The organism is Gordonia hongkongensis (assembly GCF_023078355.1).
Lineage (GTDB): Bacteria > Actinomycetota > Actinomycetes > Mycobacteriales > Mycobacteriaceae > Gordonia > Gordonia hongkongensis.
On the sequence record NZ_CP095552.1, the window covers coordinates 1,349,935 to 1,366,071 of the forward strand.

The following is a 16,137-nucleotide window of genomic DNA, read 5'->3' on the forward strand; positions in this document are numbered from 1 at the left end:
CTCTTTCTGGCTTGGCGGGAGAGCGGCTGCCAAATGGCTGCTCTCGCAGACGTATGCAGGGACGATACCGAACCGGGAAAGGTCCGGGGCACCCTTCAACCGGATGACGGAGCCGACGCTAGAACGTGACCTGAGTGGGGGTCAGACGGTCGTCGGTGCCCCCGATGCCGAGCTGTCCGGTGGCGTTGAAACCCCAGCACCACAGGTATGACGACGCAAGCGCGCACGTGGTTCGTTCGCCGGTGGACACCGCGCCGACATCGGACAATCCGTTCACCCGGGTGGGCGCCGGCCGGTCGGTCAGGGTGCCGTCGCCGACCGAGCCCCAGGCGTTGGCGCCCCAGCAGTACGCGACCCCGGCCGCGAGTGCGCAGGTGGTGTTCGACGTGCCGGTGCTGATGGCCTCGACTCCGTCCAGGCCGGACACCGGCGTCGCCGTGCGTCGGCCGTAGGTGGTGCCGTCGCCGAGTTGGCCGAACGCGTTGTCGCCCCAGCAATATGCACTCGCCCCGGCGATCGCGCAGGCGGTCGCGGCGCCCGCGGAGACCGACGTCGCGCCGTCCAGGTCGGCGACCCGGGTCGGGCGGGCCCGGTTGGTGGTCGTGCCGTCGCCGACCTGTCCGTTGTCGTTGAGCCCCCAGCAGTAGGCGTCACCGGTCGCGACGGCACACGTGAAGTTCACGCCGACGCTGATGGCGGTCACGTCGTCGAGCCCGGCAACCCGGACCGGCCGGTACTGATTCGCGGTCGAACCGTCGCCGAGCTGGTCGAAGTCGTTGGTGCCCCAGCAGTACGCCGAGCCCGCCGAGATCGCGCACGTGGCCCAGTTGGCGGTCGAGATGGCGGTGACATCGGCGAGACCGGCGACCCGGGTCGGCGTCAGCCGCGCGTCGGTCGTGCCGTCGCCGATCTGCCCGTAGTCGTTGTTCCCCCAGCAGTACGCGAGTCCCTCGGCGATCGCACAGCTGTTGGGTCCACCGGTGCTGATCGCGGTGACGCCGCTGAGATCGGCGACCGGCGTGGGCGTCTGGCGCGCCTCGGTCGTGCCGTCGCCGAGTTGACCGGCCGCGTTGTCGCCCCAGCAATAGGCGGTCCCGTCCCGGATCGAACACGTGGCACCGAGCCCGGCGCTGAGCTGGGCGCCGGCATCGGCCGCCGCGATCGGCGACGACGGGGCGCCGGAAGTGTCCCCGCCATCGCCGCCGAGGGTGAGGACCCCGATCGCGACGACGACGGCCAGCACCGCGACCACGGCGACCGCGGCGAGGGCGAGCGGCCACCGTCGCCGGCGGGTGTGCGTCGGGGGCGCGGGGGATGGGGCGACCCACGGTTGGGTCGGCTTCGCCGGTGGAGGCGGGGTGATGACCTGGGTCGCAGCCACGGGCGCGGGTGGCCGGTTGTCGGAGTGGGTTCGCCCCAGCGCGGCGCCCAGATCCGCGGCGAACGCACCGCAGGTGGGGTAGCGGTCGAGGGGGCCGCGCGCGAGCGCACGGTCGAAGACGGGATCGAGGGCGGCGAGCTCGGGGCGGTGGGTGCTGATCGGCGCCGGGCGTGTCGTGAGCTTGGCGACGATGTGACGGGTCTGCGTGTCGGCATCGAACGGGGTTGCGCCGGAGAGCAATTCGTAGGCGGTGCAGGCCAGCGCGTACTGATCCGATGCGGGGCCCGCGGGTTTGCCGTCGAGGATCTCCGGCGCGGCGTAGACGAGGGTGCCCACGAACGACGACGGCGCCGTCAGAGTGGTCGCGGTGGTGAGCTTCGCGATCCCGAAGTCGAGCACGACGACGCGGTCGAGGGCGTCGTCCATCGCGCGGCGCGTGACCATGATGTTGCCCGGTTTGATGTCGCGGTGGATCACGCCGTGCTCGTGTGCGTAGTCGAGGGCGTCGGCGACGCGGGAGACGACGGCCACCACCTCGTCGGGGCGGAGCGAGGCGCGTCGGAGGTCACGGCCGTCGAGGTAGGCCATCGTGAACCAGGGGTCGCCGTCGGCGACGCCGTAGTGGTAGATCGTGACGATCGAAGGATGGTCGAGGGCTGCCGCGGTCTGTGCTTCGCGACTGAACCGGCGGGCGAACTCCTCGTCGACGGTCTCGGCGATCGAGATCACCTTGAGGGCCTCGCGCCGACGTAGCTGCGGATTCTCGACCAGGTAGACGGTGCCCATTCCGCCGCTCCCCAGCCGCGTGATCACCCGGTAGCCGGCGACCTGGACCGGTTGGGCGACCATGGGCGCCTCCTGGGGGCGTGACCTGTGTTGCGACGACCATAGCCCCGGCACGGGACTTCCGCCCCGGACACGGCTCTTGTTCATTCGAACGGCATGGCACAATGCACGACGTGGCAAACAAATCTGGCGCTGAAACACCCTCCTCCGGCGAAGCGGGGGCCGGCACCGGCAAGGTCGTCGAATCTGCCAAGGGCAAGAAGCACTACGTCGACAACGGCTGGCCGCAGGACGAGAACGGCGACGCCGCCGAGCACGCGGTCTCCGAACTCGCGACCCACATCTCGGGTGCGTTGTCGCCGTTCGGCGACACGGAGTTCCCGCTTCCGGTCGACGACCTGCCGTTCGTGCAGTCGAAGACCATCGTCAACCGCTGACGTCGATGCCGCCCACCGGGACTGACGAAGGTGGGTCGGACGCCCGGGACACCGGGCCGGCCGGCGGCTCCCGGCTGAGTCATCTGGACGAGTCCGGAACGGCCCGCATGGTCGACGTCGGCGCCAAGCCGACGACGAAGCGTCGCGCCGTCGCCGCTGGCACGTTCCACACCACCGCCGAGGTGATCGGTCTCCTGAGCGAGTCGCGGCTGCCCAAAGGAGATGTGCTGGCCACGGCGCGCATCGCCGGGATCATGGCGGCCAAACGCACCGACGAGCTGATCCCGCTGTGCCATCAGTTGGCGTTGTCGTCGGTGGAGGTCGACTTCGCGATCGGCGCCGACACCATCGAGGTCACCGCGACCGTGGCCACCTCCGGCCAGACGGGTGTGGAGATGGAGGCGTTGACCGCGGTCGCAGTCGCCGGGCTGACACTCCACGACATGGTCAAGGCCGTCGACCGACGGGCGCAGATGGACGGCATCCGCCTGCTCGCCAAGACCGGCGGCAAATCCGGCGACTGGTACCGCGAACCGTCTGACCCGGCTCATGACTGACCGGAATTCTTCCCGTGTCGCGCGCGTCGTCGTCGCGTCGAACCGCGCCAGCAGCGGTGTCTACGAAGACCGGTCCGGACCGATCATCGAGGCCTGGCTGGTCGAGCAGGGCTTCACCGTCGACGAGTGCGACGTCGTCGCCGACGGCCCGCCGGTCGGCGAGGCCCTCCGCGCCGCGATCTGCGCCGAGGTCGACCTCGTCATCACCACGGGCGGAACGGGTTTGACGCCCACGGACCGGACTCCGGAACAGACCCGCCCGCTCCTCGACGTCGAGATCCCGGGTCTGGCCGACGTCATCCGCTCGGCTGGGCTGCCGACGGTGCCCACCGCGGTCCTCTCACGCGGACTCGCCGGAATCGCCGGGACGACCCTCGTCGTGAACCTGCCCGGTTCGACCGGCGGGGTCCGCGACGGGCTCGGCGTCCTCGCCGGGGTCGTCCACCACGCGCTCGATCAGATCCGCGGAGGCGACCACCGATGACCCGAGAGGCCGGCTCGCACGTGGTGCACACCGCGGTCGTCGACGAGCCGATCACGCTGGCCGACCACGAGGCGATGGTCATCGACGCCGCCGACGGCAAAGCCGGTGCGGTGGTCGGGTTCGTGGGCGCGGTCCGCGACCACGACGGCGGCCGCACCGTGACCGCGCTGCATTACTCGGGGCATCCCACGGCGACGAAGGTCCTGGCCGAGGTCGTCGCGGAGGTCTCCGCGGTCGACGGGGTGCGCGCGGTCGCGGTGTCCCACCGGGTCGGCGACCTCGTCATCGGCGACATCGCGTTCGTGGTCGCGGTGGCGGCCGACCATCGTCGGGCGGCGTTCGATACCTGCTCGCGCCTCGTCGACGAGGTCAAGGCCCGCCTGCCGGTCTGGAAACACCAGTTCTTCGACGACGGCACCGACGAATGGGTCAACTCGGCCTGACCCCGCCCCACTGGTTGAGCTGACCCCGCTGGTTGAGCTGACCCCGCTGGTTGAGCTGACCCCCCGCTGGTTGAGCTTGTCGAAACCAATGGAAAAGGGCCCCGCACGGATGGTTCATCGTGCGGGGCCCTTCGTCTGGGTCCCAGATCAGGCGTCGAGCGGCGATCAGGGGTTGGGCAGCAGGTGCTTGTTGTCGTTGAACAGCTTGATCTGATCCTGGTTCAGCGTGACGCCGCTGTCCTTGGCCGCCTGCCAGAGGTTCTTGATCTCGGGGCTGACGCCGGCCTCGGTGAGGGCGTCGGTGACCTGGTTGGCGACGTCCTCGGTGGTCTTCGCCAGATCGACGCTGCCGTTGCCGCCGGGGAGCACCGGGGCGATCTCACGCGGGGTGTCGGTCGGCGCGCTGCGCGGGGTCGAGCCCGACAGGCCGGTGCCACAGGTGGGCCAGGCGCCCTTGCCCTGCGAACCGAGCACACGCTCGGCGACGACGATCTGCTCCTCGCGCGAGGCCTGATCCGCGGTCGGGGCGAACTCGCCGCCGCCGTGGCCGGTCCAGGTGCTCGGGGAGAACTGCAGGCCGCCGTGGTAGCCGTTGCCGGTCGCGATGGCCCAGTTGCCACCGGATTCGCACTGCGCGACCTGGTTCCACTCGGCGTCGGTGGCCGCATTGGCGGTACCGGTGCCCAGGAGGGCTGCTCCGCCGCCGAGGACCGCGCCGGTGAGGGCGACCTTGGTGATGGTCTTGGCGGCCGTGCTGGTCGTCTGCTTGCGATGACGTCCGGACATGTCTGTGTTTCCTCTCTCCACGCGCCTACGAGGTCAGCTGTCGGGTTCGAGCGAGAGGTGCTCGGTCCCGGGTCGTCGTGGTGGTCGCCGCGACTTCCGGGACTTAACCCCGAGGACACCTGGTGTGGTGCCCGGTCTCAGGGGATGAGGTTGGGTCCCCCGTCCTCGTTCCTAGATTGCTTGTCGTTCCCACCGGCGGAACGAGGCTCGGCGCGGCCGGTGGGACGTTATGTCTTGGTTGCTGTGTCGTGACCTCCGAGGAGGACGCTTCGAACAGTACGTCGTTCGTTGGACTGAATCACCTGCTTGGACGCAAGCGATTTTCGGCCTGGATCCGGGTCTTCCGACCCACTTCGGCCGTCATCCCAGTTCAACGGGTTAGTAGCCGTCCCGTGCCCATCCTGTTACCGCACCGTGATGTGACTAAGGTCACAGGCCGGGTGTGGCGTCAGCCACCGGCAAACGGGGGGAGGACGTCGAGTGTCGTGCACGTGCCGAGCGCACGCGTCCGATCGGAGAACGCGATCTCGTCGCGCAGATACGAGCAGCGTTCGAGAACCGTGGCGAGGGAGGGGTTTCCGGCGGCGAGGATGCCCTCGAGGGCGCCGAGCGGGGTCGACGGGTCGACGTCGATCACCTTCTCCTCGGCACCGGCCGCGGCGCGCGCGGCCGCGAAGAAGCGAACTGTGAGCTGCATCGGACGCGAGCCTAGCCGCCGATCGCCGACATCGGCCGATCCGGTTGGGTGAAGCCCGCCGCGTTCACTTCGTGGCCCGCCGCTTTCGCCCACATGTTCGCGCGCCACAGGCGCGCGAGGGCGGCGTCGATCTCGTCGTCGGGGAGGGTGCGCAACGCGTGCCGCACGTCGGTTTCCGACGTCGCGAACAGGCAGTTGCGCAGTGATCCGTCCGCGGTGAGCCGGGTGCGGTCGCAGTCCCCGCAGAACGGCCGGGTGACCGACGCGATCACCCCGACGCGTGCCGGGCCGTGCGCGCCGCGGTGGCCGTCGACGAGCCACGTGGCGGCGGGCGCGCTCCCACGTGGCGCAGGGTCGGGCAGCAGGGTGAACCGCTTCCGCAGGGTCGCGAGGATCTCCTGTGCGGTCACCATCTGTGCTCGCTGCCACGCATGGTCGGCGTCGAGTGGCATCTGTTCGATGATGCGCAGCTCGTAACCGTGCTCGAGACAGTAGGCGAGCAGGTCGGGGACTCCGGGCAGGTCGCTGCGGTCGGGTACCACGGCGTTGACCTTGACCGGGTCGAGCCCGGCGCGGCGGGCCGCCGCCAGGCCGTCGAGCACATCGGACAGACGGTCCCGGCGCGTGATCTCGGCGAAGCGGGCCGGGTCGATGGTGTCCAGCGAGATGTTGATACGGCCGAGGCCGGCGTCGACCAGACCGCCGACCCGCCGGGTCAGTCCGAGTCCGTTCGTCGTCATCGCGATCTCGGGCGACTGCGGGAGGCCCGCGACGGCGGCGATGACGTCCTCGAGGTCGCGGCGCAGCAGTGGTTCGCCGCCGGTGAACCGGATGCGCTCGATTCCCAGGTCGCGCACGGCGACGGTGAGTACCCGGATCAGTTCGTCGGTGGAGAGCACCTGGTCGGTGGGCATCCAGTCGAGGCCCTCGGCCGGCATGCAGTACGAGCACCGCAGATTGCAGCGGTCGGTGACCGAGACCCGGAGATCCTTCGCGACCCGACCGAAGGTGTCGAGCAACGGCCCGTCGGTGGGCGCGTCGGAGGTCGCTGCTTCCCGCGGGGAGCGGGGCAGCGGCAGTCCGAGGCCGACCGTGCTCATGGTGCTGGGCGACTCACTTCCGGGTCGGGTCCGTGCGCGCCTCCAGGGCGCGGAAGGTGCTGGCGTGGAAGACCAGGGGCTCGATGTCGGGATCGGCGCGCAAGGTCTCGATCTCCAGCAACACGACGGTGTGGTCGCCGGCCTGGATCTCGTTGTGGATCGTGCACGACAGGTGGGCGGCCGCGTCGGGCACGAAGACCGCCCCGCGATCGGTGCTCAGCGGCGTGATGCCGTCGAACCGGTGCTCCGACGACCCGGCGAGCTGCTTGCAGAGTTCGATCTGGTCGCCGGCGAACACGCTGACCCCGATGGCCGGTGCGGTACGGATCCGCGGCCAGGTCGTCGAGGTGTTCTGGACGCAGACCGAGACGAGCGGCGGGTCGAGCGACACGGTGGTGAACGAGCTCGCGGCCATTCCGATCAATGTGGTCGAATCCCCGTCACGCTGTTCGCAACACACCGCCACGACGCCCGACGGGAAACAGCTGTACGCGTCGCGCAGCGCCCGCCCGTCGGAGACGGGGGAGAGATCGGGGGTGGTGTCGATGGTTGTGGTCACGGTCCTCACCTGGCTCGGCGTCCGGCACGGAGTGCGTACACCAGGCCCAGGACGAAGCCCAGCGGTGCGCACATGGTCAGCAGATAGACGGCGGTCGGCGCGGTGTCGCCGCCGGTCACCAACGGTGTCAGGAACAACGCCACGATCGCCAGAATTCCGATCATGAACACGACCCCGGCAGCCTGCAGCAACCGCGGGGAGGATGTCTTCTGCATACCCGCCACGGTAGTGCAACGCCGGCCGGTGCGACGCCGCGCGATCCGTGCCCGCCGGGTAATGGTGTGACCGCGCGGCGGGGCGTTGGCTAAGATGGTCCGAAGCAGGCGCCTTGCATCCGTCTGGGCTCGCACGGTCTTCCGCCGTCCGGGCCGCGAGATGGGTGACGGCGTCTTTTGTCGTGACGGGTCGTTTTTCGACAGATCTAGAACAGATGAGGGTGAGCACAGTGCCGACCGGCAAGGTGAAGTGGTACGACGCGGACAAGGGCTTCGGCTTCCTCTCCCAGGAGAGCGGTGAGGACGTCTACGTCCGTTCGGCAGCGTTGCCCGACGGAGTCGAGGCGCTCAAGCCGGGCCAGCGCGTCGAGTTCGGCATGGCCGCCGGTCGTCGCGGCCCGCAGGCGTTGAGCGTGAAAGTGCTCGAACCCGCACCCAGCGTCTCCAAGAACGTGCGCGAAGCCGCCCGCAAGGACGTGAAGCGGCACACCCCCGACGAACTGCACGGGATGGTCGCCGACCTCATCACCCTGCTCGAGGGCAAGGTCCAGCCGGACCTGCGCAAGGGGCGTTACCCCGACCGCAAGACCGCACAGCGGATCTCCGAAGTCGTGCGTGCCGTCGCGCGGGAGCTCGACTCCTAGGGCCGATTACGCGGCGGGCGCGGTCTGAACCGCGAGCTCGCCGCGCGGCAGGACGTCGTCGGCGGGGGTGAGCCGCGCCGACGCCGAGATCACGGTGAACCCGACCAGCACGCGGTCCGGTTCCGACCGGAGCGTCAGGGTGAAGGTGTCGTCCGCACCCTGCTGCTGCTCGTCCTCGACGATCCCGCGCGGAGTCCGATAGACCGCCGCGAGGTTCCACGGACCCTGCGCGATCTCGCTCGAGACCGTCAGCATGATCGTCGAACCCACCGGCACCGGTACGGTTGCGGTCTCGTTCGGCGCGGTGATCTCGGGATCGCACGCGGTCAGCATCAGGTCGCACCACCAGCGCGGATCGACGGTGTGCAACTCATCGCCGACCGCGACGTGCAGGTAGGGCTGATCGTCGTGCGCCGCGTTGCGGGTCAGCAGGAACACCGACGTCCCCACCACCGCGACGAACAGCACGACGACGATCGCGATGATCGACAGAGCCTTCTTCTCACCACTGCTGATCACTGACGACGTTGTCCTGTCTGGTTGGGCGGCGGGTGATCGCCGGGGCTGTACGGGCGCTCACCCCGGGTCTCGAACGGGGCGGTCGACGGGGTCCGGGTGGGCATGCGGGCGGTCGAGGGCCGCGCGGCGTGCGGTCGGGTGTCGGCGTCCGCCGGACCGGTCCGGGTGGCCGATCGGGCATCTGCCGCGCGGAAGGCGACGGTGGGCGCGGCGTGGTTGGGGCGTCGACCGCCCAGACCGGGGACCAGTGACTTGCCGCGGGTGGTCATCACCGTCTGCAGCAGCCCGAGGCCGAGCAGTACCGAGACGACCGTGAACCCGATCCACAGGGTCGGCGGCAGCAGCACCCCGAGCGAGGCGCCGAAGACCCACGACAGCTGCAGCACCGTCTCCGACCGGCCGAACGCCGAGGCGCGGGACTCGTCGGGCAGGTCGTCCTGGATGGACGAGTCGAGGCACACCTTCCCGATCGCGCTGGTGCCGGAGGCGACCAGGGCTGCCACGGCGGCCGCGGCGATGTTGCCGAAGATGGCGGCCAGGACCGCGACGACGAAGCAGGCGGCGGTCGCGCCGACGACGATGTTCGGCGGGTTCTTCAGCTCAAGGCGGGTGCCGACGCCGTTGCCGATCATGTTGCCGACGCCGGCGGCGGCGCCGACCGCGCCGAGGAGGAGCAGCTGGGTCCAGTCCGAGGCGTCGCCCTGCTGGGCCTTGGCGTAGAACGCCACGAACAGCGTCAGGAAGCCGGTCAGGATGCGGATCGTGCCGTTGCCCCACAACCCGGCGACGACCTTGCGTCCGAGTGGCTGGCGCATCTTCGCCGCGATCATCTTCGCGCCGTCGCGAGCGCTCGTCGGCTGCTCGGAGTCGCCGGGGGCCGATCGCGCGGGCTCGCCGTGGTAGGTGAGGGTCGTCGGGATCTCGCCCTCGGTGGACTCGACCCACGCCGGGATGCGCATGCACAGGTAGGCGCCGGCGGCGGCGACGACGGCCAGCCACACCATCGCGCCGGGCAGATGCAGTGGGAGCAGCTGGCCGAGGAGGAACTCGATGGCTGCGGCGACCGCGCCGCCCACGATCGTGCCGCCGATGAGGCCGAAGGTGGTCAGCCGTGAATTGACCCGGGGGAGGTCGATGGTCGGCGGCACCACACGCGGCGTGACGGCCGACTTGAGGACGCCGAACGACTTGGACAGCACCAGCAGACCGAGGGCACAGGGATAGAGCACCCATGGGTCGTATTCCAGCTGCTGGGTCACGTCGTTCCACTGGACGTTGGTCATGATCAGCAGGGCCAGGACGACGCGCAGTCCGAAGGTCGTGGCCATGGCGATCCGTCGGCCGCGCTGCAGTCGGTCGAGGAGCGGGCCGATGAGCGGAGCGATGAGGGCGAACGGCGCGATGGTCAGTGCCAGGTACAAGGCCACATTGGTCTTCGACTCACCGGTCGCGGCGGCGAAGAACAGCGTGTTCGCGAGCGCGACGGCCATCGCGGCGTCGGCGGCGAAGTTGGCGATCACCGGCAGCGTCAGCGCGGTCAGGCCCGACTGGTCGGCGCCGTCGGCGGTGGCCGCCCGGTGGATCTTGCCGATCCCCCTGCCGGTCAGCTCGCGACTCCGCATCGCCGCGACCCGCATCACCGTCAGCTTCTTGGGTGTACGGCTTCCACCGTTCTGGGGCCCGTGGTCGGTCGGCATCGCCCGGGTCGCCTCGTCGGCCGGCGGACGGGCGCGGTCGTCGAGCGGCGGGAGATGCGGATTGTGGGTCGGCGGGGGGAGGTAGGCGTTGCGGCCGGGACCCGGCCCGGACGGCGGCTCTCCCCATCCCGGCGCCGGTCGCCGGGTCCGCATCTGCCGCGTCTCGTCGGCCGGATAGTTCGTCGAACCGGGGTGCTGCGCGGCGCGTCGTGCGCGACCGTCGGGTGGCGGTTGCCGAGGGTGCTGGTCGGCGGGACCCCTGGGGGCCCCGCGCCCCTCGTCGTGTCGGGAACTCCGTGGGATCACGCAGACGATTGTTCCTCATCTCCGACTGTGGTCGCTTGAAGCGGGTCGGTTGTGTGGCACACGTCGGCGGTATTGCACACTGGAGCGGTGACTCAGGTTGGTGACGGCGAACGGCACGGTGACACCGAACGGCTGCTGGCAGCCGTCGACATCGCGCGGTCCGCGCTGCTCGATGAAGGTCAGCGGCCCGGAGCGCACCGGCGCAGTGTCGCCGAGGGCGACTGGGCCGCCGCGCACTACTTCGATGCCGAGCTGACGGGCTACCGGGGCTGGCAGTGGTGCGTCGTGCTGGCGGGCTCCCCGGGCAGCGACGAGATCACGCTCAGCGAGGTCGTGCTGCTTCCGGGTGACGGCTCGCTGCTCGCGCCGCCGTGGGTGCCGTGGTCGGAGCGGGTCGCGTCGGGCGATCTCGCACCGGGCGATCTGCTCGCCGCCGAACCTGACGACCCGCGTCTCGTCCCGAACCAGATCGACACCGGCGACGAGTTCCGATTCGAGTCCGAGTCCGTGGAACCCGACGACATCGGTCAGGTCGCGGGCGAGCTGGGCCTCGGCCGCAAGAGACTCCTGAGCCCGGAGGGACGCGCCGAGGCTGCGCAGCGCTGGTACGACGGCGACTTCGGTCCCGGCTCGGAGATGGCGCAGGCCGCGCCGTACTCGTGCTGTACCTGTGGTTTCTACGTCCCGCTCGCGGGTGCGCTGCGCGCCGGATTCGGCGCCTGCACCAACGAACTGGCCGCCGACGGGCGCGTGGTGTCGGCCGAATACGGATGCGGTGCGCACTCGGACGTGCAGGGCCCCAAGGGGAACGGATCGCCCGCGTACGACGCCTACGACGACGGCGCGATCGAGGTCGTCGAGATCTCCCGGGACGCGGAACCGGCCCGGACCTGATCCGGCGCGAATCGACCGTGACCGACGATCCGTTCGGCACCGCGACATTGCGGTCGTCGACCCTGGATGCGTGGGCGGCGTCGCCGACCCGGTTGGCCGAGGACGCGGCCGCCGAAGCGGATCTGGTGACCGTCGGCTACCGGGATCGACTGCTGACCGAACTGGCCGCGAACGCCGCCGACGCGGCCGCGGCGGCCGGTGTCGAGGGCCGGCTGGCGGTCTGGGTGGACGGCACCGAGTTACATGTCGCCAACACCGGCGCCCCGCTGACCGATGCGGGGGTGCGTTCACTCGCCGCGTTGCGGGTGTCGGCGAAGACCGCGGACGACTCGGGCGCCCGGCAGATCGGGCGGTTCGGGGTCGGCTTCACCGCCACCGCGACGGTCGCCGATCGCATCGAGATCCGTTCGCGCAGTGGGTCGGTGGTCTTCGACCGAGCGGACGCGATGGACGCCGCGCGCGCTGCCGGGATCTCCGTCGACGGGCCCGCCGATGTGCCGGTGCTGCGGCTGGTGTGGCCGACGGATCAGACGCCGACTGATGGCTTCGACACCGAGGTGGTCCTGCACCTCCGCGAGGAACCCGGCCCGCTCCTCGACGCCATGCTCGGCCAGGCGCCGGACCTGGTCGTCGAACTGACTGCGCTGCAACGGATCAGCGTCGGTGATGTCGAGGTGTCGGCCGAACGGTCGGCGGGGCCGGACGTCGACGACGATGACGCGCGCGCGGTCGTGACGACGGTGTCCGTCGTCGGTGCGCCGGACGCGACCGACCTGCCGTCGACGCGCCGATGGCTCGAGGTCGCCCGGGGCGGCACCCGCTGGCTCGTCGACGCCGACGGTGAGCCCGCGGCGGCTGGCGAGGTCCTGCGCGCCCCGACGCCCACCGACATCGAACTCAGCCTGCCATGCCGGTGCATCACCGACCTGGCACTCACGCCGGATCGACGGCACCTCCATCCACGTGCCGAGATCGGCGATGCAGCAGCGGGTTACGTCGATCTCGTGCGGCTCGTCGAACCGGTGCGCAGGGTCGAGCTGGTACCCGAACTGCATCTCGCGCGTAATCCCGACGACGCGCGCCTGATCGAGGCGGTTCGTCGCGAACTGCGGGATGTCGCGTGGCTTCCGGCGGCGGCCGGTGCCGACCTGGTGCCACCGCGCGGGGTGATGCTCGTGGGTCTGACCGATCGGCTCGCGGAGATCCTCGGCGACCTGTTCGGTGACCTGATCCACCCGGATCTGTCGCTGACACAACATCTCCCGACGCTGGGCCGGCTGGGTGTGTCGGAGCTCGGGCTCGCGGAGCTCGCCGAACGTCTCGTCGGCGTCGACCGTGAACCGTCGTGGTGGCACGACCTGTACGACGCCCTGTCGCCCCTGGTGTCGACCGGCCGCGAGGTGGAGGAACTCGGCGCCCTGCCGATCCCGAGATCGGACGGACGGACGGCGATCGGGGTGCGCGGACTCTTTGTCAGTGACCGGATCTCGACCCCCATGCGGTGGATCCCCACCGTGCATCCCGAGGCGCGCCACGAACTGCTGACCCGACTCGGCGTCGCGGATCTGACGGTCGCGCAGGCAGTCTCGGACCCGGCGCTGCGCAGCCTCGTCGACGATGTCGACTTCGATTCGGCCGGCCCCGACGATGACCGGCTCGCCGTCGAGGTGTGTGCGGTGTTGCGGGCCGATCCGGAAGCACCGGTGCCGTCGTGGCTCTCGGCGCTCGCGCTCCCCGACGCCGACGGCGAGTTGCGGCCGGCCGACGAACTCCTGCTGCCGGGCAGCCCGCTGCTCGAGGTCTTGGTCGACGATCACCCGTTCGGTGTGGTCGACGCCGAGGTGGTCGCCGAGTGCGGCGTCGAGGAACTGCGGCGGATCGGCGTCGGCTGGGGTTTCGTGACCGTCGACGACGACCTGCCCGTCGCGCCCGAGCATGACCTGCCCGACGAGGAGGACTGGTGGGCCACCCTCCCGGACGCGCCCGAGAAGCTCAGTGCGGTGCGGGATCTCGACTTGATCGAGGACGGGCGCTGGCCGGAGGCGTTGACCATGATGGCCACCGACGAACGCATCCGGCCGCTGCTCGCCGACCGGACGGGCTACACCGCGTGGTGGTTACGACGCCATGCGGAGATCGACGGTCTGCTGCTGGGGGAGTACCGGTCGCCATCGGATGACGTTCTCGAGAACATCATCGATCCCCTCGACCACCCGTATGCCGACGAGCTCGCCGGCACCCTCGCCCGGCTGGAACCCGACTCCGCCGACGACGCGACGCTGCTGCTGACCCGGCTCGGCGATCGGGAACGTGTGATCAGTGCGGGCGCAACGGTGTCCGTGCATGCCGCCGTCGTCGCGGCGTGCCGGAGCGGCACCGTCGATGCGCACGACGTCGAGGTGCCCGAGCGGGTGCGCACCCTCGCCGGCACAACCGCCGACCGCGCGGTGGTCGTCGACCGGCCGTGGTTCCTGCAGGCGCTGGCCGACGATGAGGCGGTGCTCGCCGGACCCACCGTGGTCTCGGCCGACGCCGACCTGCTGGGCACGCTGCTCGACCTGCCGCTCGCGAGCGAGGAGTATTCGGCGACGGTGTCCGCGCCGGGGGAGGCAGTCGGCTGGGCGCACCCGGCGGTGGTGCGCTTCGGGGCGTCGCGGGGGATCGAGATCCCGCACGGCGATGTCCGGCTACACGACGAACTGTGGATCGCGTTGCGCAGCAACGACGGCGGAGACGGCCCCGATGTCGCACGGGAAGTGCGGGTCGACTGGTGGGTCGACGACGCGGGTGTCACCCACCTCGAGCGTCCGGGCCGGCGTCGATCCCCGCGGTGAGGATCGACGCGAGCTGGCGGTAGGCGGCCGCGTCGTCGAGTCCGGTCGCGGCCCACACCTCGCGACGCTGGATCCGGCTCATCATCGATGAGGCGAGGTCGGCGGCGAACGCGGCGTCGACGTTGCGGAACTCGCCGGCCGACACCCCGTCGGCGATGAGCGCTTGAACCCGGGACGATGCCGCCGCGGTGTTGCGCTCGTACAGCGCGCGTGCCGGTTCGAACGCGTCGAGATCGCGCATGAACGCCTCCGAGGCCGGCGCCAGCGCCTCACCCACCGCCACCAGATAGACGATGACCCGTTCGCGCGGACTGGACGACGCCGCGACACGTGACTCGACTTGTTCGGTCGCGCTGCGGAAGAAGTGCGTCACGGTGGCGGTGACCAGTTGTTCCTTGCTGGCGGCGAGGGTGTACAACGTCGACTTCGAGCAACGGAGTTCGGCCGCGATGGAACCGATCGACAGGTGTGCGAACCCCTCGCGCAGGATCAGCTCGAGAAGGGCGTCGAACAGCGCGGCACGTCGGCGGGTGGCGAAACCCTGGGTGGCCATGCGTGCTCCCTTCCGGCTGTACGTACGCTGCCTGAAATAGTACTGTGAAGAAGACCTGAGTACTAGTTTCGTAACCCTGGAGGTCTGGAATGCCGGTCGATCGCCTGCTCCCCAACGACGAGGCGCGCGACCTGATCGCGCTGGTCCGCGACATCGCCGACAAGCGCATGGCGCCGATCGTCGACCAGCACGAGAAGGACCGCCAGTACCCGGACGGGTTGTTCGCCGAACTGGGTGAGGCGGGATTGCTCGGGCTGCCGTACCCGACGGAGTGGGACGGCGGCGGCCAGCCGTATGAGGTCTACCTGCAGGTGCTCGAGGAGCTCGGCGCGCGCTGGGCTGCGGTCGCCGTGGCGGTCAGCGTGCACGGGCTGGCCTGCCATCCGCTGTTCAACTTCGGCACCGACGAGCAGAAGCAGCAGTGGCTGCCGGACCTGTTGAACGGCAAGCTGATCGGGGCCTACAGCCTGAGCGAACCCCAGGCCGGCTCCGACGCCGCGGCCCTCGCGTGCCGCGCGGTATCGACCGACGGCGGCTACTCGATGACGGGTTCGAAAGCCTGGATCACGCACGGCGGCATCGCCGATGTGTACAACGTCTTCGCCCGCACGGGTGAGGGTTCCAAGGGGGTGTCCTGCTTCTTCGTCGCCCGGGACACCGAGGGGCTCAGCTTCGGCAAGCCGGAGGACAAGATGGGCCTGCATGCGGTCCCGACGACCGGCGCCACCTACGACGACGCGTTCGTCGAGGAGGGACGCCGGCTGGGGGCGGAGGGGCAGGGGCTGCAGATCGCCTTCTCCGCGCTCGATTCCGGACGCCTGGGCATCGCTGCGGTGGCCACCGGCCTGGCGCAGGCGGCGCTCGACGCCGCCGTCGACTACGCGCAGGAACGAGCCGCGTTCGGCCGCAAGATCATCGACCACCAGGGGCTGTCGTTCGTGCTGGCCGACATGGCCGCCGCGGTCGACTCGGCCCGCGCGACCTACCTCGACGCCGCTCGACGCCGCGACGCCGGCATCGACTACACGCGGGCGGCGGCGACCGCCAAACTGGTGGCCACCGACGCCGCGATGAAGGTCACCACCGATGCGGTCCAGGTGTTCGGCGGTTACGGCTTCACCCGCGACTTCCCGGTCGAGCGCTACATGCGCGAGGCGAAGATCACCCAGATCTTCGAGGGCACCAACCAGATCCAGCGGTTGGTGATCGGTCGGTCGCTGGCGCGGTGAGTTCGCCGGCCGTCGG

Annotated in this window: 17 protein-coding genes and 1 riboswitch; of the genes, 8 read left to right on the forward strand and 9 right to left on the reverse strand. The window is 70.3% G+C overall.

All coding sequences use genetic code 11. The features are described 5' to 3' along the window. Positions 1-118 precede the first annotated feature (118 nt). The gene (locus MVF96_RS06115; protein ID WP_247451665.1) at positions 119-2,230 is read right to left on the reverse strand and encodes an RCC1 domain-containing protein; all 2,112 of its coding nucleotides are present in this window, start codon (positions 2,228-2,230) and stop codon (positions 119-121) included. A gap of 101 nt (positions 2,231-2,331) precedes the next feature. Between MVF96_RS06115 and MVF96_RS06120 the strand changes: the two genes are divergently transcribed. From MVF96_RS06120 to MVF96_RS06135, 4 genes are read left to right on the forward strand one after another with little or no spacing between them, the layout of a single operon-like run. Continuing rightward, entirely contained in the window at positions 2,332-2,604 is a 273-nt protein-coding gene (locus MVF96_RS06120; protein ID WP_058251633.1) for a hypothetical protein, read from the forward strand. A gap of 5 nt (positions 2,605-2,609) precedes the next feature. Then, complete coding sequence (gene moaC / locus MVF96_RS06125; RefSeq protein ID WP_058251632.1) at positions 2,610-3,161, forward strand: cyclic pyranopterin monophosphate synthase MoaC; 552 nt, start codon at positions 2,610-2,612, stop codon at positions 3,159-3,161. Next, positions 3,154-3,645 (forward strand): MogA/MoaB family molybdenum cofactor biosynthesis protein, encoded by a 492-nt coding sequence (locus MVF96_RS06130; protein ID WP_247451666.1) that lies wholly within the window; start codon positions 3,154-3,156, stop codon positions 3,643-3,645. The genes moaC and MVF96_RS06130 overlap by 8 nt, the downstream gene beginning before the upstream one ends. Next, on the forward strand, positions 3,642-4,088 hold the full coding sequence (locus tag MVF96_RS06135) for a molybdenum cofactor biosynthesis protein MoaE (RefSeq protein WP_065631944.1): 447 nt from the start codon (positions 3,642-3,644) through the stop codon (positions 4,086-4,088). Before MVF96_RS06130 ends, MVF96_RS06135 begins: the two co-directional genes overlap by 4 nt. 165 nt (positions 4,089-4,253) lie before the next feature. Here the strand turns inward: MVF96_RS06135 and MVF96_RS06140 are convergent, their stop codons facing one another. The 5 genes from MVF96_RS06140 to MVF96_RS06160 form a co-directional block, all read right to left on the reverse strand. Beyond that, positions 4,254-4,874, reverse strand: coding sequence for a transglycosylase family protein (locus MVF96_RS06140; protein WP_058251629.1), 621 nt, complete (start codon positions 4,872-4,874; stop codon positions 4,254-4,256). 6 nt (positions 4,875-4,880) lie between these two features. Then, a riboswitch (cyclic di-AMP (ydaO/yuaA leader) is annotated at positions 4,881-5,065 on the reverse strand. A gap of 257 nt (positions 5,066-5,322) precedes the next feature. After that, positions 5,323-5,571 (reverse strand): tumor necrosis factor receptor family protein, encoded by a 249-nt coding sequence (locus tag MVF96_RS06145; protein WP_058251628.1) that lies wholly within the window; start codon positions 5,569-5,571, stop codon positions 5,323-5,325. A gap of 11 nt (positions 5,572-5,582) precedes the next feature. Beyond that, positions 5,583-6,671 (reverse strand): GTP 3',8-cyclase MoaA, encoded by a 1,089-nt coding sequence (gene moaA / locus MVF96_RS06150; RefSeq protein ID WP_247451667.1) that lies wholly within the window; start codon positions 6,669-6,671, stop codon positions 5,583-5,585. Between the two features lie 13 nt (positions 6,672-6,684). Then, a complete protein-coding gene (locus MVF96_RS06155; protein ID WP_058251687.1) occupies positions 6,685-7,230 on the reverse strand; it encodes a flavin reductase family protein in 546 nt (181 codons plus the stop codon). A gap of 5 nt (positions 7,231-7,235) precedes the next feature. Beyond that, positions 7,236-7,445, reverse strand: a complete 210-nt coding sequence (locus tag MVF96_RS06160) for a hypothetical protein (RefSeq protein ID WP_058251626.1) — start codon at positions 7,443-7,445, stop codon at positions 7,236-7,238. A gap of 230 nt (positions 7,446-7,675) precedes the next feature. Between MVF96_RS06160 and MVF96_RS06165 the strand changes: the two genes are divergently transcribed. Next, positions 7,676-8,089: a cold-shock protein gene (locus MVF96_RS06165; RefSeq protein ID WP_004020198.1), complete on the forward strand. Its 414-nt coding sequence runs from the start codon at positions 7,676-7,678 to the stop codon at positions 8,087-8,089. Positions 8,090-8,095: 6 nt separating this feature from the next. On the opposite strand, the gene MVF96_RS06170 is transcribed toward MVF96_RS06165, so the two are convergent. Next, on the reverse strand, positions 8,096-8,608 hold the full coding sequence (locus tag MVF96_RS06170) for a DUF2771 family protein (protein ID WP_058251625.1): 513 nt from the start codon (positions 8,606-8,608) through the stop codon (positions 8,096-8,098). Then, positions 8,605-10,611 carry an MFS transporter gene (locus MVF96_RS06175; protein ID WP_418930421.1) on the reverse strand — a complete coding sequence of 669 codons (2,007 nt, stop codon included), beginning with the start codon at positions 10,609-10,611 and terminating at the stop codon, positions 8,605-8,607. The genes MVF96_RS06170 and MVF96_RS06175 overlap by 4 nt, the downstream gene beginning before the upstream one ends. Before the next feature lie 87 nt (positions 10,612-10,698). Between MVF96_RS06175 and MVF96_RS06180 the strand changes: the two genes are divergently transcribed. Together MVF96_RS06180 and MVF96_RS06185 are read left to right on the forward strand one after the other, a co-directional pair. Further along, on the forward strand, positions 10,699-11,505 hold the full coding sequence (locus tag MVF96_RS06180) for a DUF3027 domain-containing protein (RefSeq protein WP_058251623.1): 807 nt from the start codon (positions 10,699-10,701) through the stop codon (positions 11,503-11,505). A gap of 17 nt (positions 11,506-11,522) precedes the next feature. Beyond that, entirely contained in the window at positions 11,523-14,339 is a 2,817-nt protein-coding gene (locus tag MVF96_RS06185; RefSeq protein ID WP_247451668.1) for a sacsin N-terminal ATP-binding-like domain-containing protein, read from the forward strand. On the opposite strand, the gene MVF96_RS06190 is transcribed toward MVF96_RS06185, so the two are convergent. Then, a complete protein-coding gene (locus MVF96_RS06190; protein ID WP_068971694.1) occupies positions 14,296-14,892 on the reverse strand; it encodes a TetR/AcrR family transcriptional regulator in 597 nt (198 codons plus the stop codon). The two genes, MVF96_RS06185 and MVF96_RS06190, sit on opposite strands and share 44 nt — an antisense overlap. 89 nt (positions 14,893-14,981) lie before the next feature. Between MVF96_RS06190 and MVF96_RS06195 the strand changes: the two genes are divergently transcribed. Further along, the gene (locus MVF96_RS06195; protein WP_247451669.1) at positions 14,982-16,121 is read left to right on the forward strand and encodes an acyl-CoA dehydrogenase family protein; all 1,140 of its coding nucleotides are present in this window, start codon (positions 14,982-14,984) and stop codon (positions 16,119-16,121) included. The last annotated feature ends 16 nt before the right edge of the window (positions 16,122-16,137 follow it).

Coding starts and splice junctions, on each gene's coding strand:
- MVF96_RS06115 (WP_247451665.1), bottom strand. CDS start 2,230: ATGGTCGCCCAACCGGTCCAGGTCGCCGGCTACCGGGTGATCACGCGG.
- MVF96_RS06120 (WP_058251633.1), top strand. CDS start 2,332: ATGCACGACGTGGCAAACAAATCTGGCGCTGAAACACCCTCCTCCGGC.
- moaC (WP_058251632.1), top strand. CDS start 2,610: ATGCCGCCCACCGGGACTGACGAAGGTGGGTCGGACGCCCGGGACACC.
- MVF96_RS06130 (WP_247451666.1), top strand. CDS start 3,154: ATGACTGACCGGAATTCTTCCCGTGTCGCGCGCGTCGTCGTCGCGTCG.
- MVF96_RS06135 (WP_065631944.1), top strand. CDS start 3,642: ATGACCCGAGAGGCCGGCTCGCACGTGGTGCACACCGCGGTCGTCGAC.
- MVF96_RS06140 (WP_058251629.1), bottom strand. CDS start 4,874: ATGTCCGGACGTCATCGCAAGCAGACGACCAGCACGGCCGCCAAGACC.
- MVF96_RS06145 (WP_058251628.1), bottom strand. CDS start 5,571: ATGCAGCTCACAGTTCGCTTCTTCGCGGCCGCGCGCGCCGCGGCCGGT.
- moaA (WP_247451667.1), bottom strand. CDS start 6,671: ATGAGCACGGTCGGCCTCGGACTGCCGCTGCCCCGCTCCCCGCGGGAA.
- MVF96_RS06160 (WP_058251626.1), bottom strand. CDS start 7,445: ATGCAGAAGACATCCTCCCCGCGGTTGCTGCAGGCTGCCGGGGTCGTG.
- MVF96_RS06190 (WP_068971694.1), bottom strand. CDS start 14,892: ATGGCCACCCAGGGTTTCGCCACCCGCCGACGTGCCGCGCTGTTCGAC.
- MVF96_RS06195 (WP_247451669.1), top strand. CDS start 14,982: ATGCCGGTCGATCGCCTGCTCCCCAACGACGAGGCGCGCGACCTGATC.